At 59.2% G+C, this 25,824-nt stretch carries 34 protein-coding genes; all 34 read left to right on the top strand.

What is annotated here, in order from left to right; all coding sequences use genetic code 11:
* The first annotated feature begins 6 nt into the window (after window positions 1–6).
* The 34 genes from fusA (at window position 7) to IG616_RS01570 (ending at window position 25,727) form a co-directional block, all read left to right on the top strand.
* Entirely contained in the window at window positions 7–2,082 is a 2,076-nt protein-coding gene (gene fusA / locus IG616_RS01735; protein WP_192145798.1) for an elongation factor G, read from the top strand.
* Window positions 2,083–2,126: 44 nt separating this feature from the next.
* Window positions 2,127–3,317, top strand: a complete 1,191-nt coding sequence (tuf, locus tag IG616_RS01730) for an elongation factor Tu (RefSeq protein ID WP_073011916.1) — start codon at window positions 2,127–2,129, stop codon at window positions 3,315–3,317.
* Between the two features lie 69 nt (window positions 3,318–3,386).
* Complete coding sequence (gene rpsJ, locus IG616_RS01725; protein ID WP_006936455.1) at window positions 3,387–3,695, top strand: 30S ribosomal protein S10; 309 nt, start codon at window positions 3,387–3,389, stop codon at window positions 3,693–3,695.
* Window positions 3,696–3,718: 23 nt separating this feature from the next.
* Window positions 3,719–4,429: a 50S ribosomal protein L3 gene (gene rplC, locus IG616_RS01720; RefSeq protein WP_192145796.1), complete on the top strand. Its 711-nt coding sequence runs from the start codon at window positions 3,719–3,721 to the stop codon at window positions 4,427–4,429.
* Window positions 4,429–5,049 (top strand): 50S ribosomal protein L4, encoded by a 621-nt coding sequence (gene rplD, locus IG616_RS01715; RefSeq protein ID WP_192145794.1) that lies wholly within the window; start codon window positions 4,429–4,431, stop codon window positions 5,047–5,049. The genes rplC and rplD overlap by 1 nt, the downstream gene beginning before the upstream one ends.
* A complete protein-coding gene (locus IG616_RS01710) occupies window positions 5,046–5,339 on the top strand; it encodes a 50S ribosomal protein L23 (protein WP_192145792.1) in 294 nt (97 codons plus the stop codon). Before rplD ends, IG616_RS01710 begins: the two co-directional genes overlap by 4 nt.
* 15 nt (window positions 5,340–5,354) lie before the next feature.
* Window positions 5,355–6,188: a 50S ribosomal protein L2 gene (gene rplB / locus IG616_RS01705; RefSeq protein ID WP_073011904.1), complete on the top strand. Its 834-nt coding sequence runs from the start codon at window positions 5,355–5,357 to the stop codon at window positions 6,186–6,188.
* A gap of 12 nt (window positions 6,189–6,200) precedes the next feature.
* Window positions 6,201–6,479: a 30S ribosomal protein S19 gene (rpsS, locus tag IG616_RS01700; RefSeq protein WP_192145790.1), complete on the top strand. Its 279-nt coding sequence runs from the start codon at window positions 6,201–6,203 to the stop codon at window positions 6,477–6,479.
* A gap of 2 nt (window positions 6,480–6,481) precedes the next feature.
* On the top strand, window positions 6,482–6,862 hold the full coding sequence (gene rplV / locus IG616_RS01695) for a 50S ribosomal protein L22 (protein ID WP_073011898.1): 381 nt from the start codon (window positions 6,482–6,484) through the stop codon (window positions 6,860–6,862).
* A complete protein-coding gene (gene rpsC / locus IG616_RS01690) occupies window positions 6,862–7,590 on the top strand; it encodes a 30S ribosomal protein S3 (protein ID WP_192145788.1) in 729 nt (242 codons plus the stop codon). Before rplV ends, rpsC begins: the two co-directional genes overlap by 1 nt.
* Window positions 7,591–7,635: 45 nt before the next feature.
* The gene (gene rplP / locus IG616_RS01685) at window positions 7,636–8,049 is read left to right on the top strand and encodes a 50S ribosomal protein L16 (protein WP_073011892.1); all 414 of its coding nucleotides are present in this window, start codon (window positions 7,636–7,638) and stop codon (window positions 8,047–8,049) included.
* Window positions 8,050–8,071: 22 nt separating this feature from the next.
* Window positions 8,072–8,272: a 50S ribosomal protein L29 gene (rpmC, locus tag IG616_RS01680; RefSeq protein ID WP_073011889.1), complete on the top strand. Its 201-nt coding sequence runs from the start codon at window positions 8,072–8,074 to the stop codon at window positions 8,270–8,272.
* A 10-nt stretch (window positions 8,273–8,282) separates the two neighbouring features.
* Complete coding sequence (gene rpsQ / locus IG616_RS01675; RefSeq protein ID WP_073011886.1) at window positions 8,283–8,510, top strand: 30S ribosomal protein S17; 228 nt, start codon at window positions 8,283–8,285, stop codon at window positions 8,508–8,510.
* A 67-nt stretch (window positions 8,511–8,577) separates the two neighbouring features.
* A complete protein-coding gene (rplN, locus tag IG616_RS01670) occupies window positions 8,578–8,946 on the top strand; it encodes a 50S ribosomal protein L14 (RefSeq protein WP_073011883.1) in 369 nt (122 codons plus the stop codon).
* Window positions 8,946–9,263 (top strand): 50S ribosomal protein L24, encoded by a 318-nt coding sequence (rplX, locus tag IG616_RS01665; protein WP_192145786.1) that lies wholly within the window; start codon window positions 8,946–8,948, stop codon window positions 9,261–9,263. The genes rplN and rplX overlap by 1 nt, the downstream gene beginning before the upstream one ends.
* Window positions 9,256–9,813 (top strand): 50S ribosomal protein L5, encoded by a 558-nt coding sequence (gene rplE, locus IG616_RS01660; RefSeq protein WP_192145784.1) that lies wholly within the window; start codon window positions 9,256–9,258, stop codon window positions 9,811–9,813. The genes rplX and rplE overlap by 8 nt, the downstream gene beginning before the upstream one ends.
* A gap of 30 nt (window positions 9,814–9,843) precedes the next feature.
* Window positions 9,844–10,149, top strand: coding sequence for a 30S ribosomal protein S14 (gene rpsN / locus IG616_RS01655; RefSeq protein WP_073011875.1), 306 nt, complete (start codon window positions 9,844–9,846; stop codon window positions 10,147–10,149).
* A 12-nt stretch (window positions 10,150–10,161) separates the two neighbouring features.
* Window positions 10,162–10,560 (top strand): 30S ribosomal protein S8, encoded by a 399-nt coding sequence (gene rpsH / locus IG616_RS01650; RefSeq protein ID WP_192145782.1) that lies wholly within the window; start codon window positions 10,162–10,164, stop codon window positions 10,558–10,560.
* Window positions 10,561–10,607: 47 nt separating this feature from the next.
* Entirely contained in the window at window positions 10,608–11,141 is a 534-nt protein-coding gene (gene rplF, locus IG616_RS01645) for a 50S ribosomal protein L6 (RefSeq protein ID WP_192145780.1), read from the top strand.
* Between the two features lie 12 nt (window positions 11,142–11,153).
* The gene (gene rplR, locus IG616_RS01640; protein WP_192145778.1) at window positions 11,154–11,516 is read left to right on the top strand and encodes a 50S ribosomal protein L18; all 363 of its coding nucleotides are present in this window, start codon (window positions 11,154–11,156) and stop codon (window positions 11,514–11,516) included.
* A gap of 41 nt (window positions 11,517–11,557) precedes the next feature.
* A complete protein-coding gene (rpsE, locus tag IG616_RS01635) occupies window positions 11,558–12,121 on the top strand; it encodes a 30S ribosomal protein S5 (RefSeq protein ID WP_073011863.1) in 564 nt (187 codons plus the stop codon).
* A 41-nt stretch (window positions 12,122–12,162) separates the two neighbouring features.
* Window positions 12,163–12,357 carry a 50S ribosomal protein L30 gene (rpmD, locus tag IG616_RS01630; RefSeq protein WP_073011860.1) on the top strand — a complete coding sequence of 65 codons (195 nt, stop codon included), beginning with the start codon at window positions 12,163–12,165 and terminating at the stop codon, window positions 12,355–12,357.
* A 20-nt stretch (window positions 12,358–12,377) separates the two neighbouring features.
* Window positions 12,378–12,848, top strand: coding sequence for a 50S ribosomal protein L15 (rplO, locus tag IG616_RS01625; RefSeq protein ID WP_192145776.1), 471 nt, complete (start codon window positions 12,378–12,380; stop codon window positions 12,846–12,848).
* A gap of 47 nt (window positions 12,849–12,895) precedes the next feature.
* The gene (gene secY / locus IG616_RS01620; RefSeq protein ID WP_192145774.1) at window positions 12,896–14,227 is read left to right on the top strand and encodes a preprotein translocase subunit SecY; all 1,332 of its coding nucleotides are present in this window, start codon (window positions 12,896–12,898) and stop codon (window positions 14,225–14,227) included.
* The gene (locus tag IG616_RS01615; protein WP_192145772.1) at window positions 14,224–14,820 is read left to right on the top strand and encodes an adenylate kinase; all 597 of its coding nucleotides are present in this window, start codon (window positions 14,224–14,226) and stop codon (window positions 14,818–14,820) included. The genes secY and IG616_RS01615 overlap by 4 nt, the downstream gene beginning before the upstream one ends.
* A gap of 176 nt (window positions 14,821–14,996) precedes the next feature.
* A complete protein-coding gene (rpsM, locus tag IG616_RS01610) occupies window positions 14,997–15,365 on the top strand; it encodes a 30S ribosomal protein S13 (RefSeq protein WP_073013752.1) in 369 nt (122 codons plus the stop codon).
* A 67-nt stretch (window positions 15,366–15,432) separates the two neighbouring features.
* Window positions 15,433–15,822 carry a 30S ribosomal protein S11 gene (rpsK, locus tag IG616_RS01605; RefSeq protein WP_073011849.1) on the top strand — a complete coding sequence of 130 codons (390 nt, stop codon included), beginning with the start codon at window positions 15,433–15,435 and terminating at the stop codon, window positions 15,820–15,822.
* 87 nt (window positions 15,823–15,909) lie between these two features.
* On the top strand, window positions 15,910–16,932 hold the full coding sequence (locus tag IG616_RS01600; RefSeq protein WP_192145770.1) for a DNA-directed RNA polymerase subunit alpha: 1,023 nt from the start codon (window positions 15,910–15,912) through the stop codon (window positions 16,930–16,932).
* A gap of 76 nt (window positions 16,933–17,008) precedes the next feature.
* Complete coding sequence (gene rplQ, locus IG616_RS01595; protein WP_073011845.1) at window positions 17,009–17,434, top strand: 50S ribosomal protein L17; 426 nt, start codon at window positions 17,009–17,011, stop codon at window positions 17,432–17,434.
* A gap of 198 nt (window positions 17,435–17,632) precedes the next feature.
* On the top strand, window positions 17,633–19,816 hold the full coding sequence (locus IG616_RS01590) for a methyl-accepting chemotaxis protein (protein WP_209007222.1): 2,184 nt from the start codon (window positions 17,633–17,635) through the stop codon (window positions 19,814–19,816).
* A 158-nt stretch (window positions 19,817–19,974) separates the two neighbouring features.
* A complete protein-coding gene (locus tag IG616_RS01585) occupies window positions 19,975–21,423 on the top strand; it encodes a DegQ family serine endoprotease (protein ID WP_192146646.1) in 1,449 nt (482 codons plus the stop codon).
* A 112-nt stretch (window positions 21,424–21,535) separates the two neighbouring features.
* A complete protein-coding gene (locus IG616_RS01580; protein ID WP_192145768.1) occupies window positions 21,536–22,843 on the top strand; it encodes a replication-associated recombination protein A in 1,308 nt (435 codons plus the stop codon).
* The gene (locus IG616_RS01575) at window positions 22,840–23,139 is read left to right on the top strand and encodes a hypothetical protein (protein ID WP_209007221.1); all 300 of its coding nucleotides are present in this window, start codon (window positions 22,840–22,842) and stop codon (window positions 23,137–23,139) included. Before IG616_RS01580 ends, IG616_RS01575 begins: the two co-directional genes overlap by 4 nt.
* A gap of 209 nt (window positions 23,140–23,348) precedes the next feature.
* Entirely contained in the window at window positions 23,349–25,727 is a 2,379-nt protein-coding gene (locus IG616_RS01570; RefSeq protein ID WP_192145766.1) for a patatin-like protein, read from the top strand.
* The last annotated feature ends 97 nt before the right edge of the window (window positions 25,728–25,824 follow it).

Genomic DNA, 25,824 nt, shown 5'->3' with positions numbered 1-25,824 from the left:
GACGCTATGTCGCGCACGCATAAAATCGAGGACTACCGCAACTTCGGCATCATGGCTCACATCGATGCTGGCAAGACGACCACGACCGAGCGGATCCTGTTCTATACTGGCAAGAGCCACAAGATCGGTGAAGTTCATGACGGTGCTGCCACCATGGACTGGATGGAGCAGGAGCAGGAGCGTGGCATCACGATTACCTCCGCTGCTACCACCGCGTTCTGGAAAGAGAAGCGCCTGAACATCATCGACACCCCGGGCCACGTTGACTTCACCATTGAAGTTGAACGCTCCCTGCGCGTGCTCGACGGTGCCGTGGCCCTGCTCGACGCCAACGCTGGTGTTGAGCCGCAGACCGAAACGGTCTGGCGTCAGGCTGACAAGTACCACGTTCCGCGGATGATCTTCGTCAACAAGATGGACAAGCTCGGCGCCGATTTCTATCGCTGCGTTGAGATGATCAAGACCCGTCTTGGTGCCACTCCGCTGGTTCTTCAGATCCCGGTTGGGGCTGAAAACGAATTCGCTGGCCTGGTCGACCTGATCAAGATGAAGGCGCTGATTTGGCGCGATGAATCTCTCGGCGCCCAGTGGGACGAAGTCGAGATCCCGGCTGACCTGGCTGACAAGGCTCAGGAATTCCGCGATCTGATGATCGAAACCGCGGTCGAAGCTGATGAAGCTGCCATGGAAGCTTATCTGGAAGGCGAAGAGCCGACCAACGAGAAGCTGATGGAAATCATCCGCAAGGGCACCATCAACAGCGATTTCGTTCCGGTTCTGTGTGGCTCTGCCTTCAAGAACAAGGGCGTTCAGCCGCTGCTCGACGCTGTTGTCGACTATCTGCCGAGCCCGGTTGAAGTTCCGGCCATCAAGGGCATCGATCCGAAGACTGAGGGCGAAGTCGTCCGTAAGTCCGGTGATGAAGAGCCGCTCTCGATGCTGGCCTTCAAGATCATGAACGACCCGTTCGTCGGTTCGCTCACGTTCTGCCGCATCTACTCCGGTGTTCTGTCCAAGGGTGTGTCCCTCCAGAACACTGTTAAGGAGAAGAAAGAGCGCGTCGGCCGCATGATGCAGATGCACTCTAACAGCCGTGAAGACCTCGATATTGCCTATGCAGGCGACATCGTTGCTATCGCTGGCCTGAAGGACACCACCACTGGCGACACCCTGTGTGATCCGCTGAAGCCGGTGATCCTGGAGCGTATGGAATTCCCCGAGCCGGTGATCGAGATCGCCGTCGAGCCGAAGACCAAGGCTGACCAGGAAAAGATGGGCCTTGCCCTGAACCGCCTGGCTGCTGAAGATCCGTCCTTCCGCGTGAAGACGGACGAAGAGTCCGGTCAGACGATCATCGCAGGCATGGGCGAACTTCACCTGGACATCATCGTCGACCGTATGCGTCGCGAGTTCAAGGTGGAAGCGAACATCGGTGCGCCGCAGGTGGCATACCGCGAAACCATCACCAAGCAGGCCGAAGTGGATTACACCCACAAGAAGCAGTCTGGTGGTTCGGGTCAGTTCGCTCGTATCAAGCTCGTTATCGAGCCGGCAGAGCCGAATGCAGGCTACGTCTTCGAATCGAAGATCGTCGGTGGTTCGGTTCCGAAGGAATACATCCCGGGTGTTACCAAGGGTGTTGAAAGCGTCATGTCGTCCGGCCCGATCGCCGGCTTCCCGATGCTAGACATCAAGGTGACCCTGACCGACGGTGCTTACCACGACGTTGACTCCTCGGTTCTGGCCTTCGAAATCGCTGGCCGAGCTGGTTTCCGTGAAGGGATCCAGAAGGCTGGTCCGAAGCTCCTCGAGCCGATCATGAAGGTCGAAGTCGTTACCCCTGAAGACTACATGGGCGACGTCATCGGTGACCTGAACTCCCGCCGCGGCCAGATTGCTGGCACCGAAAACCGCGGGATCGTAACGGTCATCACCGCAATGGTTCCGCTGGCCAACATGTTTGGCTACGTGAACAACCTGCGGTCCATGTCCCAGGGCCGGGCGCAGTACTCGATGGTGTTCGACCACTACGAGCAGGTGCCGCAGGCTGTCGCTGAGCAGGTTCAGGCGAAGTACGCCTAACCTGAACTTGTGAACGATTAGAATTAAGAGAGCGGAGTAATCCGATGGCTAAAGAAAAATTTGAGCGTAATAAGCCGCACGTCAACATCGGCACGATTGGCCACGTTGACCATGGCAAGACGACTCTGACGGCTGCAATCACGATGACGCTGGCTGAAGCTGGTGGCGCGGTTGCCAAGGCTTATGACCAGATCGACGCGGCGCCGGAAGAAAAGGCACGCGGCATCACCATCTCCACGGCGCACGTTGAGTATGAGACGGCTAACCGTCACTACGCACACGTTGACTGCCCGGGTCACGCCGACTACGTCAAGAACATGATCACCGGTGCTGCCCAGATGGACGGCGCGATCCTGGTTTGCTCGGCAGCTGACGGCCCGATGCCGCAGACCCGCGAGCACATCCTGCTCGCCCGTCAGGTTGGCGTTCCGGCCCTCGTCGTGTTCCTGAACAAGGTCGACCAGGTCGATGACGAAGAGCTCCTCGAGCTCGTCGAAATGGAACTGCGCGAGCTGCTGTCCTCCTACGACTTCCCGGGCGACGACATTCCGATCGTCAAGGGTTCTGCTCTGGCAGCTGTCGAAAACCGCGACCCGGCTATCGGCCGTGACGCGATCCGCGCCCTGATGGACGCTGTCGACGCCTACATCCCGACCCCGGAACGTCCGAAGGACCAGCCGTTCCTGATGCCGATCGAAGACGTGTTCTCGATCTCCGGCCGCGGCACGGTTGTGACCGGCCGCGTCGAGCGCGGTATCGTCAAGGTTGGTGAAGAAGTCGAGATCGTCGGCATCAAGGATACCCGCAAGACGACGGTTACCGGCGTTGAAATGTTCCGCAAGCTGCTGGATAGCGGTGAAGCAGGCGACAACATCGGTGCCCTGATCCGCGGCGTTGGCCGTGAAGATGTTGAGCGTGGCCAGGTTCTTTGCAAGCCGGGTTCTGTAACCCCGCACACGAAGTTCAAGGCAGAAGCCTACATCCTGACCAAGGAAGAAGGCGGCCGTCACACTCCGTTCTTCACGAACTACCGTCCGCAGTTCTACTTCCGCACGACCGACGTGACGGGCATCGTTGAACTGCCGGAAGGCACAGAAATGGTGATGCCGGGCGACAACGTGTCGGTCGTGGTCACGCTGATCGTGCCGATCGCCATGGAAGACGGCCTGCGCTTCGCTATCCGCGAAGGTGGCCGTACCGTCGGCGCCGGCGTGGTTGCATCCATCATCGCATAAATGACGGCAGGGCCTGCCGTTTCCTACTGAAACAATCGCAGGCCCGCCTGTCTTATCGGGAACTCTGAAATGAACGGTCAGAATATCCGGATCCGCCTCAAGGCATTTGATCACCGTATTCTCGATGCTTCCACCAAGGAAATCGTGAACACGGCGAAGCGGACCGGTGCGCAGGTGCGGGGACCCGTGCCGCTGCCGACGCGGATTGAGAAGTACACAGTGCTTCGCGGTCCGCACATCGACAAGAAAAGCCGCGATCAGTTCGAGATGCGCACGCATAAGCGTCTTCTCGATATCGTGGATCCGACGCCCCAGACGGTCGACGCTCTTATGAAGCTCGATTTGGCCGCTGGTGTTGACGTCGAGATCAAGCTCTGAGGCGGATCGAAGGGGACACGTCTATGCGTTCTGGAGTGATCGCTCAGAAAGTGGGCATGACTCGTATCTATAACGATGCGGGCGAACATGTTCCGGTCACTGTCCTGCGACTGGAAAATTGCCAGGTGGTTGCCCACCGGACTGACGAAAAGAATGGCTACACTGCACTGCAGCTCGGTGCAGGTCTGGCCAAAGTCAAGAACACGCCGAAGGCAATGCGCGGACATTTCGCCGTTGCCAAGGTCGAACCGAAGCGGACTCTCGTTGAGTTCCGGGTTTCGTCCGACAACCTGATCGACGTTGGCGCGGAACTTACCGCTGACCACTATGTCGAAGGTCAGTTCGTCGACGTCACCGGCACTTCCATCGGTAAGGGTTTTGCCGGCGTCATGAAGCGCCACAACTTCGGTGGTGGCCGCGCCTCCCACGGTAACTCCGTCTCGCACCGTTCTCACGGTTCGACCGGTCAGTGCCAGGATCCGGGCAAGGTGTTCAAGGGCAAGAAGATGGCCGGTCACATGGGCGATGTCCGCGTGACCACGCAGAACCTCAAGGTTGTGCGTACCGATGTTGAACGCGGCCTGATCATGGTCGAAGGGTCTGTTCCGGGCGCCAAGGGCGGCTGGATCCTGGTCCGCGACGCGATCAAGAAGGCGCTGCCGGAAGGTGTTCCGGTCCCGGGTGCGTACCGCGCTCCGGAAGCTGCCATCGCCGCCGGGAAGGAGAGTGAGTGATGGAACTCCAGGTCAAGACCCTCGAAGGCGGGGCGGCCGGTTCGATCACGGTGTCTGACGAGATCTTCGGTCTCGATCCGCGCACCGATCTGATCCATCGCGTGGTGCGTTGGCAGCTTGCCAAGCGCCAGGCTGGCACCCACAAGGCCCTCGGGCGTTCGGAAGTTTCTGGTACGACGAAGAAGTTCGTCCGCCAGAAAGGCTCCGGCGGCGCCCGTCACGGCAACAAGAAGGCCCCGCAGTTCCGCGGTGGTGGTAAGGCATTCGGTCCGGTCGTCCGCGATCATTCCCATGACCTGCCCAAGAAGGTTCGCGCCCTCGGCCTGAAGCACGTCCTGTCTGCAAAGGCAAAGTCTGACAGCATCATCGTCGTTGAAGATGCCAAGGCAGCCGAAGCCAAGACCAAGGCGCTCAAGGATCAGTTCGCAAAGCTGGGTCTCACCAGCGCGCTGATCATCGACGGCTCGGAACTGGACCGGAACTTTGCACTGGCTGCACGCAACATCCCGATGGTGGATGTGCTGCCGGTCCAGGGCATCAACGTCTACGACATCATGCGGGCTCACACCCTGGTTCTGACCAAGGCTGCTGTGACTGCACTTGAGGAGCGCTTCAAATGAGCAATCTTCCTCACTATGACAAGATCGTCGGCCCGGTGATCACCGAGAAGGCGACCATGGCTTCTGAAGAGAACAAGGTTGTCTTCAAGGTGGCGAACTCCGCCACCAAGCCGGAAATCAAGGCTGCTGTCGAGGCGCTGTTCGGTGTAAAGGTCACGGCCGTCAACACCCTGGTCCGCAAGGGCAAGGTGAAGCGGTTCAAGGGCCGGATCGGCCGCCAGTCCGACTACAAGAAGGCCGTCATCACGCTCGCGGAAGGTCACGCAATCGACGTGGCGACCGGGCTCTAAGACGGGGACAGGTAAATGGCACTCAAGACTTTCAACCCGACGTCTCCTGGCCAGCGCCAGCTCGTCCAGGTCGATCGTTCCGATCTCTGGAAGGGCAAGCCGGTCAAGACCCTGACCGAAGGCCTGTCCAAGAGCGGTGGTCGTAACAACCACGGCCGCCTGACGGCTCCGAACCGCGGTGGCGGTCACAAGCGGTCTTACCGTCTTGTTGACTTCAAGCGCCGCAAGTTCGACATCCCGGCGACCGTCGAGCGTCTTGAATACGATCCGAACCGGACCGCATTCATTGCTCTGATCCGCTACGAAGATGGTGAACTGAGCTACATTCTGGCGCCGCAGCGTCTGGCCGTCGGCGACAAGGTCGTTGCAGGTCAGGCCGTCGACGTGAAGCCGGGCAACGCCATGCCGCTCGCATCCATTCCGGTGGGTACGATCGTTCACAACATTGAACTGAAGCCGGGCAAGGGTGCGCAGGTCGCACGTTCCGCCGGTGCTTTCGTTCAGGTTGTCGGCCGCGACCAGGGCTACACGATCCTGCGTCTCATGTCCGGTGAACAGCGCCGCGTTCTGGGGACCTGCATGGCCTCCATCGGCGCAGTGTCCAACCCGGACCACGGCAACGTAAACCTCGGTAAGGCTGGCCGTTCCCGCTGGCTGGGCCGCACCCCGCATGTTCGCGGTGTTGCCATGAACCCGGTCGACCACCCGCACGGTGGTGGTGAAGGCCGGACCTCCGGTGGACGTCATCCGGTTACCCCTTGGGGTAAGCCGACCAAGGGTAAGCGCACGCGGCGGAACAAGCAGACGGACAAGTTCATTGTTCGTAGCCGTCACGCACGCAAGAAATAAGGGACAAGGATCGTGACACGTTCGATCTGGAAAGGTCCGTTTGTTGACGGGTATCTGCTGAAGAAGGCGGACAAGGTTCGTGAATCCGGCCGCAACGAGGTCGTCAAGACCTGGAGCCGCCGCTCGACGATCCTGCCGCAGTTCGTCGGGATTACCTTCGGCGTCTACAACGGTCAGAAGCACGTTCCGGTGCTGGTGTCTGAAGAAATGATCGGTCACAAGTTGGGTGAGTTTTCCCCGACCCGGACCTATTACGGACATGGCGCCGACAAGAAGGCGAAGAGGAAGTAACGATGGGCAAGCCGAAGCGTGAGCGGACGCTCGCTGACAACGAGGCCCGGGCAATGACCCGCATGCTGCGCGTATCGCCGCGCAAGCTGAATCTCGTTGCGGCTGCTATCCGCGGCAAGAAGGTTGGCACCGCATTGGCGGATCTGACTTTCTCCCGCAAGCGTATCGCCGGGGACGTCAAGAAGACCTTGATGTCCGCGATCGCCAACGCGGAAAACAACCACGACCTGGATATCGACAACCTGGTGGTTGCCGAGGCGCATGTTGGCAAGGCTTTTGTCATCAAGCGGTTCCATGCCCGTGCACGTGGCCGTGTGGGCCGGATCGAGAAGCCGTTCTCGAACCTGACCATCGTCGTGCGTGAAGTCGAGGAGAGTGCCTGATGGGACACAAAGTCAACCCGATCGGCATGCGCCTCGGGATCAACCGCACCTGGGATTCGCGTTGGTACGCCAACAAGGGTGAATACGGCACTCTTCTTCATGAAGACTTCCGCATCCGCGAATACCTGCTTGAAGAACTGAAGCAGGCAGCCGTTTCCAAGGTTGTCATCGAGCGTCCGCACAAGAAGTGCCGCGTCACCATTCACTCCGGCCGTCCGGGTGTGGTGATCGGTAAGAAGGGTGCCGACATCGAAAAGCTTCGCAAGAAGATTGGTGAGATCACCAATTCGGACGTGCACATCAACATCGTTGAAGTGCGCAAGCCGGAAATCGACGCGACTCTCGTTGCCGCCTCGATTGCACAGCAGCTGGAACGCCGTGTTGCCTTCCGCCGCGCCATGAAGCGGGCCGTTCAGTCGGCCATGCGTCTGGGCGCACAGGGCATCCGGATCAACTGCGGTGGCCGTCTCGGTGGTGCGGAAATCGCCCGCGTCGAGTGGTACCGTGAAGGCCGCGTGCCGCTGCACACCCTGCGTGCCGATATCGATTACGGTATCGCATCCGCTCACACCGCTTACGGTGTCTGTGGCGTGAAGGTCTGGATCTTCAAGGGTGAAATCCTCGAGCACGACCCGATGGCGTCTGAACGCCGTGCGACGTCTGGCTCGGACAGCAACCAGGGTGATCGCGGCGGACGCCGGGATCGGGGCCGTGAGCGCGCAGCCTGATCAGGCTGCCTGCTGCTCGCGTAAAACGAAGGACGAAAGAAGACGATGCTGCAACCGAAGCGAACGAAGTTCCGCAAGCAGCACAAGGGCCGCATTCACGGTCTGTCGAAGGGAGGCACTGACCTCAACTTCGGCGCCTACGGTCTGAAGGCTGTTGAGCCGGAGCGTATCACCGCTCGTCAGATCGAAGCTGCCCGTCGTGCCATGACCCGCCACATGAAGCGTGCTGGTCGTGTCTGGATCCGTATCTTCCCGGACCTCCCGGTTTCCTCGAAGCCGGCCGAAGTTCGAATGGGTAAAGGTAAGGGTGCTCCTGATTACTGGGCCTGCCGCGTAGCGCCGGGCCGGATCATGTTTGAAATCGACGGCGTGCCGGAAGATATTGCCCGCGAGGCAATGCGTCTTGCAGCTGCCAAGCTGCCGATCAAGTGCCGGTTCGTCCAGCGGATCGCCGAATAAGGCAGTCGAGGAGAGATAAGCCATGAAGGCTACCGACGTACGGGCAAAGACCCTCGACGAGCTCCGCACGGAGCTCGAAGGCCTCAAGAAGGAGCAGTTCAACCTGCGCTTTCAGAAGGCAACGAGCCAGCTCGAAAACACTGGGCGCGTCCGGCAGATCCGCCGCGACATCGCCCGTATCCAGACGATCATGCGCGAAAAGCGCGTGGCGACCAGCGCATAAGGAGGCATGAATGCCTAAACGCGTGCTTCAGGGCGTCGTCGTCAGCAACGCTAACGACAAGACGGTCACGGTGAAGGTGGAACGTCGTTTCACCCATCCGCTGCTCAAGAAGACGGTGCGCCGGTCGAAAAAGTACCGCGCGCATGACGAAGCTAACAAGTATCAGGTTGGCGACACTGTTCAGATCGAAGAGTGCGCGCCGATTTCGAAGAATAAACGCTGGACCGTGGTCGCCTGACCACGTTCCTTGTTGAGCATCAGGCGCCCGTGGCAGGTGCGCCAGAAATAGAATAAGGCAGCCAGTCATGATTCAGATGCAAACAAACCTCGATGTGGCGGACAATTCCGGCGCCCGTCGTGTCATGTGCATCAAAGTGCTCGGCGGCTCCAAGCGCAAGTACGCTTCCGTTGGCGACATCATCGTCGTCAGCATCAAGGAAGCTATCCCGCGGGGCCGTGTTAAAAAGGGCGACGTGATGAAGGCTGTCGTCGTGCGCACGGCGAAGGATATCCGCCGTCCCGATGGCAGCGTGATCCGGTTCGACCGCAATGCGGCCGTTCTGATCAACAACAACAAGGAGCCGATCGGCACCCGTATCTTCGGGCCAGTGCCGCGCGAACTCCGTGCAAAGAACCACATGAAGATCATTTCGCTCGCGCCGGAGGTGCTCTGATGGCTGCGAAAATTAAAAAGGGCGACACGGTTGTCGTTCTCACCGGCCGTGACAAGGGCAAGACCGGTGAAGTGCTTCAGGTTCTGCCGGCCGAAAACAAGGCCCTGGTCCGCGGTGTGAACGTTGTTCGCCGCCACCAGAAGCAGACCCAGACCCAGGAAGCTGGTATTGTTGCCAAGGAAGCTGCGATCCACCTCTCCAACATTGCGATCGCCGATCCGAAGGACGGCAAGGCTTCGCGCGTTGGCTTCCAGGTTAAGGAAGACGGTACGAAGGTCCGTGTGGCCAAGCGTTCGGGAGACCTGATCGATGGCTGACACCAACTATGTGCCGCGTCTGAAGACGCATTACGATGAAGTTGTGCGCAAGCAGCTTCAGGAAAAGTTCGGATACGCGAATCCCATGCAGATTCCGTCTCTCGACAAGATTGTCCTGAACATCGGCGCCGGCGAAGCCGTCGCCGACTCCAAGAAGGCCCGCATTGCGGCTGAAGACCTTGCCCTGATCGCCGGCCAGAAGCCGGTCATCACCAAGGCCAAGAAGTCCATCGCGACCTTCAAGGTACGTGAAGGCATGCCGCTGGGTGCGAAGGTTACCCTGCGCCGCCAGCAGATGTTTGAATTCCTGGATCGCCTGATCACCATCGCGCTGCCGCGTGTCCGTGACTTCCGCGGTCTGAACCCGAAGAGCTTCGACGGCCGTGGCAACTACGCCATGGGCATCAAGGAGCATATCGTGTTCCCGGAAATCGAATACGACAAGGTCGACCAGATCTGGGGTATGGACGTTATTGTCTGCACCACGGCCAAGACCGATGATGAGGCGCGCGAACTGCTCCGCGCGTTCAACTTCCCGTTCACCAAGTAACTGGTAGCGGGAAAGGAACGAGGAACGACGATGGCGAAGAAGAGCGCGATCGAGAAGAACAAGCGTCGCGAGAAGCTTGTTAAGAAGTACGCAGAGAAGCGCGCTGCCCTCAAGGCGATGGCCAAGGATGAAAGCCTGAGCCTTGAAGAGCGGTTCAATGCACGTCTGAAGCTGGCCGAACTGCCGCGGAACTCCGCGCCGAACCGGATCCGGAACCGCTGTGAAGTGACCGGCCGTCCGCGCGCTTATTACCGCAAGCTGAAGATGTCGCGTATTGCGCTTCGCGAGCTGGGCTCCCTGGGTAAGATCCCGGGCCTGGTCAAGTCGAGCTGGTAAGGAGAAACTCCCATGGCAATTTCCGATCCGTTGGGGGATCTGCTGACCCGTATCCGCAACGCTCAGATGCGGCGCAAGGGCAAGGTCAGTTCACCACATTCCAAATTGCGTGCACATGTACTTGATGTGCTCGCCAAGGAAGGGTACATCCGTGGCTACACCACGGTTGAATACGAGGGCGGTAAGTCCGAGTTGGAAATCGAACTGAAGTATTTCGACGGTGAGCCGGTTATCCGCACGATTGAACGTGTGTCCAAGCCGGGCCGCCGCGTGTACTCGTCGGTGAAAAATATCCCGCATGTCTCTAATGGCCTGGGCGTGGCGATTCTTTCGACCCCGCGCGGCGTCATGAGCGACCATCAGGCGCGGGATGAGAACGTTGGCGGTGAGGTTCTGTGCCGCGTCTTCTGACGCGGCCTTTTCCACACTTTTTTTAATGAACGACTAAGGTTGGTCAGATGTCTCGTATTGGCAAAAAGCCAGTCCCCGTGCCTAGCGGGGTAACGGCAACGATCAACGGTCAGAACGTATCTGTTAAGGGTCCGAAGGGTGAACTTTCCCTCGTGCTCAACGACAATGTTCTGGCCGAAATGACGGATAGCGGAATTAAGATCGATCCGCGCAGCAACAGCAAGACGGCCCGCTCCATGTGGGGCATGAGCCGTACCATGGTGCAGAACCTCATCACTGGCGTGAGCGCTGGCTTCGAACGGAAGCTGGAAATCACCGGTGTGGGTTACCGCGCCCAGGTCCAGGGTAGCAATCTTCAGCTTGCACTCGGCTTCTCGCACGACGTGGTGTACCCGATCCCGACTGGGATCGACATCAAGTGCCCGAAGCCCACGGAGATCCTGATCTCCGGTATCGATAAGCAAGTTATCGGTCAGATCGCGGCTGAAATCCGCGAATTCCGCTCACCTGAGCCTTACAAGGGCAAGGGTGTACGTTATGCGGGCGAATATATCGTCCGTAAGGAAGGCAAGAAGAAGTAACGGACCTGGATCATGGCGAATAGCACTACTGCTTTCGAACGCCGCCGCGATCGCGTGCGCCGTTCGATCAAGAAGGCCGCGAACGGACGTCCGCGCCTTTCCATCTTCCGCTCATCGAAGCAGATCTATGCTCAGATCATCGATGACGGCAAGGGACACACCATTGTGTCCGCCTCGACGATCGAGTCGGATCTGAAGGGCTCCCTGAAGACGGGCGCCGACACCGCAGCCGCTGCTGCTGTCGGCAAACTTGTCGCCGAGCGTGCGATTGCCGCTGGCGTCAAGGAGGTCGTGTTCGACCGTGGCGGGTACCAGTATCATGGGCGCATCAAGGCGCTTGCTGATGCAGCCCGCGAAGGTGGACTTGAATTCTGACCAGCGCCCGTTGGCGCTCTTAAGAACGGAAGACGTATAAAATGGCGAGACAGGATAATCGCGAACGCGAAGAGCGTGACAGCGAATTCGTCGACAAGCTCGTGCACATCAACCGCGTCGCAAAGGTGGTCAAGGGTGGCCGCCGTTTCGGCTTCGCCGCGCTCGTCGTGGTTGGTGATCAGAAGGGCCGCGTTGGCTTCGGCCACGGCAAGGCACGTGAAGTTCCGGAAGCAATCCGCAAGGCAACGGAAGCCGCAAAGCGCACCATGGTACGTGTGCCGCTGCGCGAAGGCCGGACCCTGCATCACGATGTTGAAGGCCGTCACGGCGCTGGCAAAGTGATCCTGCGTGCAGCTCCGGCTGGTACTGGTATCATCGCCGGTGGCCCGATGCGCGCTGTGTTCGAAACCCTTGGGGTCCAGGACGTTGTGGCTAAGTCTCTCGGGTCTTCGAACCCGTACAACATGGTCCGTGCAACGTTTGATGCACTGATCAAGGAAGACAGCCCGCGCTCGGTCGCAGCACGCCGTGGCCTGAAGGTTTCGGTCCTGCAGTCGCGCCGTCGTGATAACGAAGATGCGGTTCCCGCCGCTGCCGAGGCTTGATCTCGGCAGCTCCGGCTACCAGTTGAACGAGGGTTAGTTCCATGGCGAACACTGAAAAGACCGTAACGGTCGAACAGATCGGTAGCCCGTCGCGCCGTCCGCAGGACCAGCGCGCTACGCTGATCGGTCTGGGTCTGAACAAGATGCACCGCCGCTCCACGCTGAAGGATACTCCTGAAGTGCGCGGCATGATCAATAAGGTCCAGCATCTCGTCCGCGTCGTTGAAGGCGCATAAGCGGGATCGGGAGAAACAAGATGAAGCTCAACGAACTTCGTGACAACGAAGGTGCCGTAAAGAGCCGCACCCGCGTTGCTCGCGGTATCGGTTCCGGCAAGGGCAAGACCGGTGGTCGCGGCGTGAAGGGTCAGAAGTCCCGTTCCGGCGTTGCCATCAAGGGCTTTGAAGGCGGTCAGATGCCGCTTCACCGCCGTCTGCCGAAGCGTGGTTTCACGAACATCTTCGCCAAGGATTACAACATTGTATCCCTGGCTCGTGTTCAGGAAGCCATCGAAGCTGGCAAGCTCGATGCGTCCGCACCGGTCACTGTCGAAGCCCTCAAGGCTGCCGGCATTGTCAAGCGGATCCGTGATGGTGTCCGTCTCCTCGCCGATGGTGCCCTGAAGGGCGCAGTCTCCTTCGAAGTCGCTGGCGCCTCCAAGGCTGCCGTTGAAGCGGTGGAAAAGGCTGGCGGCAAGGTTGTCGTTCTGGGAGCTCAGGCCGAATAGGCCTGGGCTTTTCCCATTTGTCGGTAAAGAAACGACCGGAGTAGGGCATGGCATCCGCCGCCGAACAATTGGCGTCAAATCTCAATTTCTCGGCTTTCGCCAAAGCTGAAGAACTCAAGAAGCGCATCTGGTTCACACTGGGGGCGCTTTTGGTTTATCGTCTTGGGACTTACATTCCCCTGCCGGGTATCAACCCGCAGGCGTTTGCCCAGGCCTTCAACAGTGCCCAGTCCGGCATTCTCGGCATGTTCAACATGTTTGCCGGCGGCGCCGTCCAGCGCATGGCGATCTTCGCCCTCGGCATCATGCCGTATATTTCGGCGTCCATCATCATGCAGCTCATGACGACGGTTGTCCCGTCGCTTGAGGCCCTGAAGAAGGATGGCGAGCGCGGCCGCAAGGTCATTAATCAGTACACCCGCTACGCGACAGTGATTCTGGCCACATTCCAGGCTTACGGTATTGCCGTCGGTCTCGAAGGTGCGACCAATGTCGTGACCGATCCGGGCTGGTTCTTCCGGATTTCCACGGTCATCACGCTGCTCGGCGGCACGATGTTCATGATGTGGCTGGGTGAGCAGATCACGTCCCGCGGTATCGGGAATGGCATTTCGCTGATCATTTTCGCGGGTATCGTTGCCGGTCTTCCGCGCGCGGTCGCTTCGACCTTGACCTTGAGCGCACAGGGCAACCTGTCCGGCTGGATTCTGCTGGCCATCGTGGTTCTGGCCGTTGTCGTCATCGGCGTCATCGTTTTTATGGAACGCGCTCAGCGGCGGCTTCTGATTCAGTATCCGAAGCGTCAGATGGGCAACCGGATGTTCGAGGGCAATTCCTCGTTCCTGCCGCTGAAGCTCAACACCGCTGGTGTGATTCCGCCGATCTTCGCATCTTCACTGCTGCTCGTGCCTGCGACCATTTCCGGTTTCGCCGGAACCTCGGGCAATGAGTGGGTGACCACCATCACAGCACTGCTTGGCCACGGCCAGCCGCTCTATATGGTCGCCTATGCTGCGATGATCGTCTTCTTCTGTTTCTTCTACACAGCCATTGTCTTCAATCCGACGGAGACGGCTGACAATCTGAAGAAGCATGGCGGCTTCATTCCGGGCATCCGTCCTGGCGAACGCACGGCGCAGTACATCGACTATGTGCTGACCCGTATCACCGTTGTCGGCGCCATCTACATCACCCTTGTTTGCCTATTACCCGAATTCCTTATTTCCGCGACCGGCGTTCCGTTCTATTTCGGAGGGACGTCTCTGCTGATCGTTGTCAGTGTCACCATGGATACGGTTTCCCAGATCCAGGGACATCTGCTGGCGCATCAGTACGAAGGTCTGGTTAAGAAGGCAAAGTTGAGGGGGAAGCGTAAATGAGACTGATTCTGGTCGGACCGCCGGGGGCGGGGAAGGGCACTCAGGCTGCCCGGCTGGTTGAAAAGTTCGGTATCCCTCAGCTTTCCACCGGCGACATGCTGCGCGCAGCCGTCGCCGCGGAAACGCCGGTCGGCCTACAGGCCAAGGCCGTGATGGATGCGGGCGGCTTGGTCTCCGATGAAATCGTTGTTGGCATCATCAGCGACCGGATCGCTGAAGCTGACGCCCAGAAAGGTTTCATTCTCGACGGGTTCCCACGCACTCTCGCCCAGGCTGATGCTCTGGCGCAGATGCTGGCCGATAGCGGAATCAAGCTGGATGCCGTCATCGAGCTGCGTGTGGACCATTCCAAGCTTGTGAACCGCATCATCAACCGCGCCGAAGAGGCAAAGGCCGCAGGCCAGCCCGTTCGCAAGGATGATGATCCGGAAGTCTTCAAGCAGCGTCTCGAAGCCTATAACCGCGATACCGCGGTGGTCATTCCTTACTATGAGAAGAATGGTCTTCTTACCGTAATTGATGGCATGCAGGCGATCGATGAAGTGACCGCGGATATCAACGCTGTCCTTTCTAAGCTTGACGAAAAGGTTTAGAGCCGTTAAAGGACGCGCTCTAATCCAAAGGATTATGTGCCGGTCCCATAATTCATGGGTCCGGCACATTCTGTGCTGGGCATAGCCCGCACCTTAACTCCCGCAGGGGCCGGGCTCCACCGGACGCGGGGAATTTAAACCGTGCGGCCTGATGGCCGCTTACAATGGAGACCAACGTGGCACGTATTGCTGGCGTTAACATCCCGACCGCAAAGCGCGTTGTCATCGCGCTTCAGTACATTCACGGCATTGGCCCGAAGTTCGCGCAGGAAATCATCGAAAAGGTGAACATCGCGCCGGAACGCCGCGTCAACGAACTTTCGGACGCTGAAGTCCTTTCGATTCGTGAAACCATCGACCGCGACTATCTCGTGGAAGGTGACCTGCGCCGTGAAACCGCAATGAACATCAAGCGTCTGATGGACCTGGGCTGCTACCGCGGTCTGCGTCATCGCCGCGGCCTGCCGGTCCGCGGTCAGCGCACGCACACGAATGCTCGCACCCGTAAGGGTCCGGCAAAGCCGATCGCTGGCAAGAAGAAGTAAGACCTCCGCGATTGGTGGTGGAGCTGCCGGTGTTACGGCAGTGCAGAGATCAAGTTAAGGATTTAAAATGGCAAAAGACACGACGCGCGTGCGTCGCCGCGAGCGCAAGAACATTTCTTCCGGCGTGGCACATGTGAACTCCACGTTCAACAACACCATGATCACCATCACGGACGCTCAGGGCAACACGATCTCCTGGTCTTCCGCTGGTGCACTTGGCTTCAAGGGCTCCCGTAAGTCCACTCCGTATGCTGCTCAGGTTGCTGCTGAAGACGCGGGCAAGAAGGCTGCTGAACACGGCATGCGCACCCTGGAAGTGGAAGTCCGTGGTCCGGGTTCGGGCCGTGAATCTGCTCTGCGCGCTCTGCAGGCAGCCGGCTTCCTGATCACGTCCATCCGCGACGTGACGCCGATCCCGCACAACGGGTGCCGTCCGCGCAAGCGCCGCCGCGTCTAAGACTTCTGCGTCTTAGATATCTGTTTCTCCAATGGCAAAGAATAGTCTGGCGGAAAAGCCAGGCGGGATAGCCGAAGGGGCGTAAACGTGACCATTCAAAAGAACTGGCAAGAACTCATCAAGCCGACCAAGCTGGAAGTGAAGCAGGGCGAAGATCCCCGCTTCATGGCAACGGTGATCGCCGAGCCTCTGGAACGGGGCTACGGTCTGACGCTCGGCAACGCCCTGCGCCGCATCCTGCTGTCGTCCCTCCAGGGCGCAGCTGTGACCGCGGTTCAGATCGATGGTGTCCTGCACGAGTTCTCGTCCATTCCGGGTGTCCGGGAAGATGTCACCGACATCATCCTCAACATCAAGGAAATCGCCATCCGTATGGAAGGTGAAGGCCCGAAGCGCATGGTAGTGCGCAAGCAGGGGCCGGGCGTAGTGACTGCAGGCGACATTCAGACGGTCGGCGACGTGGAAGTGCTCAATCCGGAACTGGTGCTCTGCACGCTGGATGAAGGCGCGGAAATCCGCATGGAGTTCACTGTCAACACGGGCAAGGGTTATCACGCATCCGACCGGAACCGTCCGGAAGATGCACCGATTGGCCTTATTCCGGTCGACAGCCTCTACTCACCGGTCAAGAAGGTGTCCTACAAGGTGGAAAACACCCGTGAAGGACAGGTTCTCGACTACGACAAGCTTACGCTGACCGTTGAAACCGACGGTTCGGTGAAGCCGGATGACGCTGTTGCCTATGCTGCGCGCATCCTCCAGGACCAGCTGTCCATCTTCGTCAACTTCGAAGAGCCGCAGCGGGAAGTCGCCGAAGATTCCGTACCGGAACTGGCGTTCAACCCGGCGCTGCTCAAGAAGGTCGACGAGCTGGAGCTGTCCGTCCGTTCGGCCAACTGCCTGAAGAACGACAATATCGTGTATATTGGTGATCTCATTCAGAAGACCGAAGCGGAAATGCTGCGCACGCCGAATTTCGGCCGCAAGTCGCTCAACGAGATCAAGGAAGTTCTCGCACAGATGGGTCTGCATCTGGGTATGGAAGTGGCCAACTGGCCGCCGGAGAACATCGAAGATCTCGCCAAGCGCTACGAAGACCATCAGTATTAAGGGACGTCCGCGTCCCTTCAGGATCCAACCGGACGGAGGCTGAAGCCTTACCGGCCGATATACAAAGGAGAGGGCCATGCGCCACGGAACTTCCGGCCGCAAGCTCAACCGGACCTCTAGCCACCGCAAGGCTATGTTCGCAAACATGGCAGCGTCGCTGATCAAGCACGAGCAGATCGTCACGACCCTGCCTAAGGCAAAAGAAATGAAGCCGATCATTGACAAGCTCATCACGCTTGGCAAGCGCGGCGACCTCCATGCACGCCGTCAGGCGATCGCTCAGATCCGTGACGTCGCCATGGTCAAGAAGCTGTTCGACACCCTCGGTGAGCGTTACAAGGACCGTCAGGGTGGCTATAGCCGCGTCCTGAAGGCTGGCTTCCGTTATGGCGACAGCGCGCCGATGGCTGTGATCGAACTGGTCGACCGCGACCCGTCCGCTCGCGGCGCTGAAGACCGCGCACGCTTTGAAGCTGAGCAGGCGGCCGAAGCTGCAGCGTAACTCGCGCTAAAGCCGAACGATTGGAAGAAGGCGGGCCATTGTGCCCGCCTTCTTTGCGTTACGGAGAGGATATGACGAGCCATGTTCACCATGAAGCAATTGACAGACCAAATTTTGATTGTATCCGGACAATTATCGATATTTTAAGGTCCACGACTCATTCTCCCCTCAATGATTTTCAATTCCGGGGGAGTTCCGATGTCGGTTGGGGTGGACACCGTTTCGCGCAAGCGGAACCGGTTTTTGAAGTTGTCGGTGGTTGTGCCCGCACTCATGGTCGGTGTGACCTTAGCTTCGTGCCTTGCGGTGGGGGTAGGCGGTTATATGGCTGCCCGCGACGGGATGACTGACGCGGCTTCCAATGAACTCGCGATGCTTGGGAATTCCCGCAAGGGGCTGTTGAAAAGCGAGCTGAACAGTCTTTCCGGCGACTTATCCTCTATCGCCTCTGGTGCGGCCGCCGCGCTGGCATTCAACGAGATGAACTCAGCTCTCGTAAATCTGGATGCAGACCGGGCCCAGCTCTCCGCCTACTTTCAGCCTGATGGATCTGATGCGAAGTCGCGTGCCGAGCTGACTGGCAAGGACAGCAAGACCATGTATGCCTGGCGGCATACGGATGTTCACGGCAGTTTTCATTCGTCCTGGGCCAACCACGGCTATGCTGACATCTACGCGATCAACAAGGAAGGCCGGGTCATCTACAGCGTGACGAAGGCTGGCGATTTTCTTGAGGTGGTCACAGAGGGGCCATTGAAGGACCTGGGCATCGGCAAGGCGTTCGCGGAAGCCATTGGGGCTCCCAAGGGCCAGCAGATTCACACGAGTTTCGAGCCCTATGATGTGGTGGGCGGCAATCCCGCGATGTTCATCGCTCAGCCATCCTTCATCACCACCTTCTCGGGTGAAGAGCTGGCCGGTGTCATCATGGTGCGGATCGAGCCGCGCTATCTGGAAACAATCACCAATGATCGCGAGGGCCTCGGGGAAACCGGTCAGGTCTATATTGTCGATTCCTCAGGGACGCTGATCACCAACCAGCCGCTTGCTGAAGCGCCGACAGCCCTGACTGCCAAGGTCAGCAATGCAGTGGTGGATGACGCGATCGCTGGCAAGGAAGCGGCGGGCATTGTCACCGGCACCGACGGCGTCGACCGCATGATTGTCGCAACGCCGGTCAGCTTTCAGGGCAGCAACTGGGCCATTGTCGCGGAGCGTTCAGCCGAGGAAACTCTGGCCAGCGTGACGTCCATGCGGAATTCGATGGCCTTGCTTACGCTCATTACGGTTTTGATTGCCGCTGTGATCGCTCTTCTGTTCTCCCGGTCCATAACCCGCCCGCTGGGGACGCTGGTCCGAGCGCTGGAAGCAATTGCTTCCGGTAACACGACCGCTGAGATTACCGCTGCAAAGCGCGGAGACGAAATCGGCGACATTGGCCATGCGGTGCTCAAGATACGCCAGAATGCGGTGGAGGAGCAGGAGCGGCGCGCTGAGGAAGACGCCCGGAATGCCCGCAGCGCTGCCGAACAGCGTCAGGAAATGCTGGGTCATCTCGCGGCCGAGTTTGAAGACTCTGTTGGCCGGGTGGTCGACAGCGTTGCTAAGTCCGTCTCAAGCCTGCGCGGATCTGCCGAAGAAATGCGCCAGATGATGACCGTTTCGGGCGAATCCTCTTCACGGGCCGCTCAGGTTTCTGCTGATGCCATGAACGAAGTGCAGTCGATTGCGACCGCTTCCGATCAGCTGTCCAGCTCGATCCAGGAAATTTCCTCCTTGATTGAACGGTCCGCAAGTGTTGCCCAGACGGCGACGGCCCGGGCTCAGTCGACCAACGATACTGTGCGCTCGCTGGCTGAGGCTGCAAACCGGATTGGTGAGGTTGTCACCCTGATCAGCGACATTGCTGACCAGACCAACCTTCTGGCTCTGAACGCCACAATCGAGGCTGCCCGTGCCGGGGAAGCTGGACGCGGATTTGCCGTGGTTGCTTCCGAGGTTAAGGAACTTGCTTCCCAGACCGGCAAGGCGACAGGCGAAATCCAGCAGCAGATCGATGCCATCCGGCAGGCGACAGAAGAAGCTGTGTCCGCGATCGGCGATATTCAGGAAACGATCAATGAGATCAGCCACTCGGTGACGGAAGTGTCTGCGGCAGTGACCGAGCAGAGCTTCGCGACCCGCGGCATAGCGGAAAACACCCAGCGTGCTGCTGTGGGCACCTCCAAGGTCTCCGAGGACATTTCAAATGTTCTGGAGATTTCGGGCAGGACCAGCGAAGCGGCCGTCATGTTCGTAGGCTCCGTCGAAGATCTCTCCGACCAGGCTACGCATCTTGATGCGGAAGTGAAGAACTTCCTCGGTCAGGTCCGTTCCGCCTGACGGATCTGAATGTCAAATGATCAACGGCCGCCGGTTCCCCCAGCGGCCGTTTTTCTTTGTGCTGGCATTGCCATTTTTCGTCCCAATCTGCCATGTAACTGCGATTCCGGTTTCCTGAAGGGAATCGTATCGGCGAGGGAGTAGCAGGTATGCAACGAATGAACGCCGTCCGGACCGGGCGGAAGTTTTTAGGAGCCCTTCTGGCCGCGATGATGCTGCCGGCCGTTCTGGGGGCACCAGTGCAGGCAGAAGGCACTGATGGCCGTCAGGTTCCGCAAAGCGCTACGGAAATGAAACTGTCTTTCGCACCTATCGTGAAGCGCGTGGCCCCTGCGGTTGTCAACGTTTACGCAAGCCGCAAAGTAATCCAGCAGCAGCGGCGCATGTCTCCCTTGTTCGACGATCCGTTCTTCCGCCGGTTCTTCGGGGATCCTGGGCAGCCGTTAGGCCGGCCGCAGGAACGGGTGCAATCGTCTCTCGGATCCGGGGTGATCATCTCAGCCGATGGGATCGTCATCACCAACCATCACGTCATCAAGGATGCGGATGAGGTCCGTGTCGCCCTTGCCGACAAACGTGAGTATGATGCGGACGTGGTGCTGATGGATGAGCGCACCGATCTGGCCGTGCTCAAGATCAAGGGCGATGGCCCCTTCGACTTCGTGCAGTTTGCCGACTCCGACAGTCTTCAGGTTGGCGATATCGTTCTGGCCATCGGCAATCCCTTCGGTGTCGGGCAGACCGTGACGCAGGGCATTGTCTCCGCATTGGCCCGGACCCAGGTCGGCGTCAGCGACTATCAGTTCTTCATTCAGACCGATGCGGCGATCAACCCGGGCAACTCCGGTGGCGCGCTGGTCGACATGAACGGCAATCTGGTTGGCGTGAACACCGCGATCTTCAGCCGCTCGGGCGGCTCCAATGGCATCGGTTTTGCCATTCCTGCCCATATGGTCCAGTTCATTGCGTCGGCTGCGGAAAATGGCGGCAAGGTTCAGCGACCCTGGCTTGGCGCGACCATGCAGCTGGTCAATTCGGAAATTGCGGAAGCGCTCAATCTCGACCGGCCTAGGGGCGTGATCGTTACAAAGATCTATCCAGACTCTCCCGCAGAGGCCGCAGGTCTTGAGATCAGCGATCTGGTGATCGCTGTCGATGGCAAGGAAGTGCTGGACCCCAATTCCTTTGGCTACCGGTTTGTAACCAAGAAACTGGGAGAGACGGCAACCTTCACCGTGCTGCGCGATGGCAAGGAAAAGACGCTCAAGGTGAAACTTGAGGCTGCTCCCGAAACCACTCCGCGTGACACGCGTGAGCTGAAGGAATATTCGCCCTTTGAAGGGGCGACGGTGATGAACCTGTCCCCGGCTGTGGCAGATGAGCTGCGCCTTGACGACAAGTTTGAAGGCGTCGTGATTTCTGCCATTCAGCCGGGCAGCACCGCCGAGCGGGTTGGCCTGCGTCCGGGCGACATCATCCGGGCGATCAACGAGGACAAGGTGGAAAGTACCCGGGCGCTTGACGCCATGACCCGTCTGCATCCGCGGCTCTGGCAGCTGGATATCGAGCGCGGCGGGGAAGTCTCGCGCATGGTCCTGCGTGGCTGAACGGTTCTTCGTGCCGGCGGGCAGAGGCCCCGCCGGCACGGTCGGTTGAATTTCTAAGCTGGAAGCCGATTTCCTGATTTGGGCCAGGCTGGAAATATTCTAAAAGAGCGGTATGAGTGATTTGTTTCAGGCTTCAGGGCTGGCCGTTTCCGGCCCGCGCCCTCTGGCAGACAGGATGCGGCCGCAGCGGCTGCAGGACGTGGTGGGACAGGAACATCTCCTTGGCCCTCAAGGAACGCTTGCCCGCATGCTCAAGACCCGGACACTCGGGTCGCTGATCTTCTGGGGCCCTCCTGGAACCGGCAAGACGACCATCGCCCGTCTGCTCGCCCACGAGACCGATCTGGAATTCGAGCAGATCTCGGCGATCTTTTCCGGTGTCGCGGATCTCAAGAAAGTGTTTGAGACAGCGCGAGCACGGCGTTTGTCCGGGCGTTCCACGCTCCTGTTCGTGGACGAGATCCATCGTTTCAACAAGGCCCAGCAGGACAGCTTCCTGCCGGTCATGGAAGATGGCACGATCACACTTGTCGGGGCGACCACGGAGAACCCGTCCTTTGAGCTGAACGCCGCTCTCCTGTCCCGCTCCCATGTGATGACCTTCCACTCGCTTCACAACGAAGCGCTTCATCTTCTGCTGACGCGGGCAGAGGAAATGGAAGACCGTCCGCTGCCGCTGGATGGGGATGCCCGGCAGGTTCTTGTGCGCATGGCAGACGGCGACGGCCGCTCTGCCTTGACCCTGGCCGAGGATGTCTGGCGTGCGGCAGGCGAGGGGGAAGTGTTCGATGCCGAGCGGCTGCAGGAGATAGTTCAGCGCCGGGCCCCGATCTATGACAAAAGCGCCGACGGGCATTACAATCTGATTTCCGCCTTGCACAAGTCCGTGCGCGGCTCCGATCCCGACGCGGCGCTCTACTGGTTCTGCCGGATGCTGGATGGGGGAGAGGATCCGCTTTATCTTGCCCGCCGTCTTATCCGCATGGCGGTGGAAGATATAGGGCTGGCCGATCCCAATGCATTGGTTCAGGCAAATGCCTCGCGTGATGCCTATCAGATGCTTGGCTCTCCGGAGGGAGAACTGGCCCTGGCGCAGACCGTGGTCTATCTAGCGACCGCGCCGAAATCCAACGGCGTTTATGTGGCCTACAAGGCCGCCAAGCGCGACGCCAAGAGCAAGGGGTCCTTGCTGCCGCCCAAGCATATCTTGAATGCGCCGACCAAGCTGATGAAGTCAGAAGGCTATGGTGACGGCTACCGGTATGACCATGATGAGCCGGACGGATTTTCGGGGCAGGACTACTTTCCTGAGGCCATGGGCCGCCAGACCTATTACGATCCGCCTGAGCGCGGCTTTGAGCGCGAATTGCGCAAGCGGCTCGATTATTGGTCAAGGCTGAGGAAGGAACGGAACTCATGAAGATCATGCTTCTGGCGGGTGTTGTCTTGTGCGGACTCACCAGCTTTGCTCTGGCGGACAGGGATCCGAACCGTCCGACAGACAAGATTGCCGCGGACCTGGGCATCGAAGAACAGGTCTTTCTCACCTGTTTCGATCCAGTCCGGCCGGAGCCCGGCAAATATCCGAGCCGCGCCCAGCAGCAGGCCAACAAGGCCTTGTTGCTGCCCTGCTTGCAAAAGGCCAATCCCCGGATCACCAATGAACTGCTGGACCAGACGATGGACCGTTACCGTCCTGAAGGCGCATTCCGCTGACCGGAGCAGGCTGGCTGGGTGCCGGTACCGGGCGAATTTGCCCGCCCTCGTTTGATCTGCTTCAAGACTTATAGTTCCGCTTTCACCAGAGACAGTCCGTAGCTGGGCATGCCTTTGGCTGCAGGGCTCCGTTAAGGGATTGGGTCTAAGCTTTCAGACGGGAAGCAGCTTGTGGGGGAGAAACCGGGCTGCTCTTGGGAACTTCGTCCATGAAGGAAATCGAACTCAGACTGGCGCTCGTCTTTTATGGCGGCGTGTCGCTTGCCATCTACATGCATGGCGTGAGCCGCGAGGTGCTCAATCTTGTCAGGGCGTCGGCCTGCAGGAGCGAGCGGATAGGGCGCAACGGTGTTGCGCCTGTCATGGAGCGCGCTCCATCCCCCACTCAGCTTGCCTATGAAACTCTGCTTGACCGGATCGGCCAGACCCTGGACATGAGGGTCGTCGTTGACGCCATTGCCGGGGCCTCTGCAGGCGGCGTCAACGGTATCATGCTGGCCCGGGCCATCGCTCATGATCTGCCGCTTGATGCGCATACCTCCCTCTGGCTGAAGAACGCGGACGTGACCGAACTTGCCCGTCCGCAGAATGGCTTGAAAGGCTATTTGAAGTCAGGGATCAGCCCGGTTCTCGACCGGATGATCTCCACGCAGCTGAAAACTGATATCGAGGATGCGGAAACCCGGGAAAAGCTGCGCACCTTGATGCAATCGCGCTGGTTCACACCGCCGTTTTCAGGCGAGCGCTACAGCGGCTGGATGCTTGACGCCTGCCGCGAGATGGACCGCCACCACAAGCCTGGCGCCACCCTTATTCCGCGCAGCCAGGCGCTTGATCTCTTCGTTACGTTGACGGACTACCGGGGGCAGGTCAGGCGCATTCACATTGACGATCCGGCATATGTGGAGGAGTGGGATCACCGGCGGCTTTTGAACTTCCGGGCTGTCCATAGGGTGCCGTTCTTCCTGCAAAGCGATTTGGGCCCAGACAGTGTTCCGGAGCTCGTGTTTGCGGCACGGGCAACCTCTTCATTTCCCGGTGCCTTTCCGCCTGCGACGGTTCTGGAAATGGATCATGTGCTGGCTGGGCGAAGAGAAGATTGGCCGCACCGGCAGGACTTTCTGTCCCGTGGCCTGGAATTGAAAGAGGACGATCTTTCACACCGCTGTTTCGTGGATGGCAGCGTCGTTATGAACAAGCCTTTCAGCCCGGTCATTGAAGCGATCCGCAACCGTCCAGCTGCGCGGGAAGTTGCGCGCCGGCTTATCTATGTCGACCCTGTGCCGGCTGCCGTAAGAGATCCGGAAGCCGTTCAGCCGCCACTGCCTGGCTTCTTCCGCACAATCCTGGCTTCTCTGGCTCACATTCCCCGGAACGAGCCAGTGGGCGACGATCTCCGTGATATTGAAGAGCGAAACCGCAGGGGGCGCTGGCTTGCCCAGACCATCTCGGCAGCAGCTCCCGTCGTTGACAAGGCCGTCCGCAAAATCGTGCCGAACCGGGGACGGATCAAGCCGGAGGCGCTGACCAGATACAGGGCTGAGGCCAATAAGACAGCGCACCGGCAGGCGGGTTACGCCTTTTTGAATTATGAGGCCTTGAAACTTCAGGCCGTCTCTCTCCGGTTGTCCAACCTTATGGTCTCGCTGGCACGGTCTCAGGGGCAAAATCTGAGACAGGATGAGCTGCTTTCCTGCCTTGCAGTCTATATGGAGCGTTTGACCAGAAGCCTGGAGGACGGGCCGCCAGAAGCCGGGGATGACGTGGTGCTGTTTCTTCGTGGTCTGGATGTGGACTTCCGTGTCCGCCGTCTCCGCTTCGCCATCCGCAAACTCAACAGCTACTATCAGTCGCGACTGCGTGATGAGGCATCCAGCGCGGACCCTGGAAAGGTCGATCATTTCAAGAGCCTGCTTTATGAGCAGATTGATCATCTGGCTCACCGTTGGGACGCTGGCTTTTACGGTAAGTCTACGGTTGAACTGGCTTCTCAGCTGGCCGAAGTGGAGCGTGATGGCCCCAGCCCGGAAAGCTCAGCCAAATTGCAAGCCACGCTGGACCGGCTGAAATCCCTCATGGGGCTGCCGGATCTGGACAGGCTTCAGGATGAGCTTTTTGCGGTAAAGGGGGCGGAGCTTCTGCCCAATGACCTTTGGCGGGATCTTCTTCGCAGCTATGTCGGGTTCGCCTTTTACGATCTGGTGACCTTGCCGCTTCTGCAAAGCAACGACTTTTCGGAGGTCAGTGAAGTTCTGGTCGACCGGATCAGTCCGAAAGATGCCTGCCGGCTGAGTGGGGAAGGGTTCCGCTTGAAAGGGGCAGCGCTCAACTCTTTCGGCGCCTTTTTCAACCGGAGCTGGCGTGAGCACGACTACTTGTGGGGCCGCCTCAATGCGGCAGACCGTCTCATCAGTGTGGTCTTGTCCGCCGCAGGGCCTGGCAAGCCGGATGCGGAGGAGGAAGAAGAACTCCGCCACCAGATCTTCAGGGCGATCCTCGAAGAGGAGGAGCCGAAGCTGAAAGCGGATCCCGACCTGATCAGGGGGGTGAAGGCCAAACTTGAGACGCTTTTTGCCGTTTCTGCCTGAACCGTTGTCCCAACACGGCTTGGCATTGCACTGCACCTGTGTTTAGTTCCGGACTGGTTTTGCGCATTCTGCATTCCGCTCCTAGCGACTGGCCGGT

The sequence above is a fragment of the Roseibium litorale genome, assembly GCF_014842915.1.
GTDB lineage: Bacteria > Pseudomonadota > Alphaproteobacteria > Rhizobiales > Stappiaceae > Roseibium > Roseibium litorale.
This window is presented reverse-complemented; position numbering and strand designations above follow the sequence as displayed.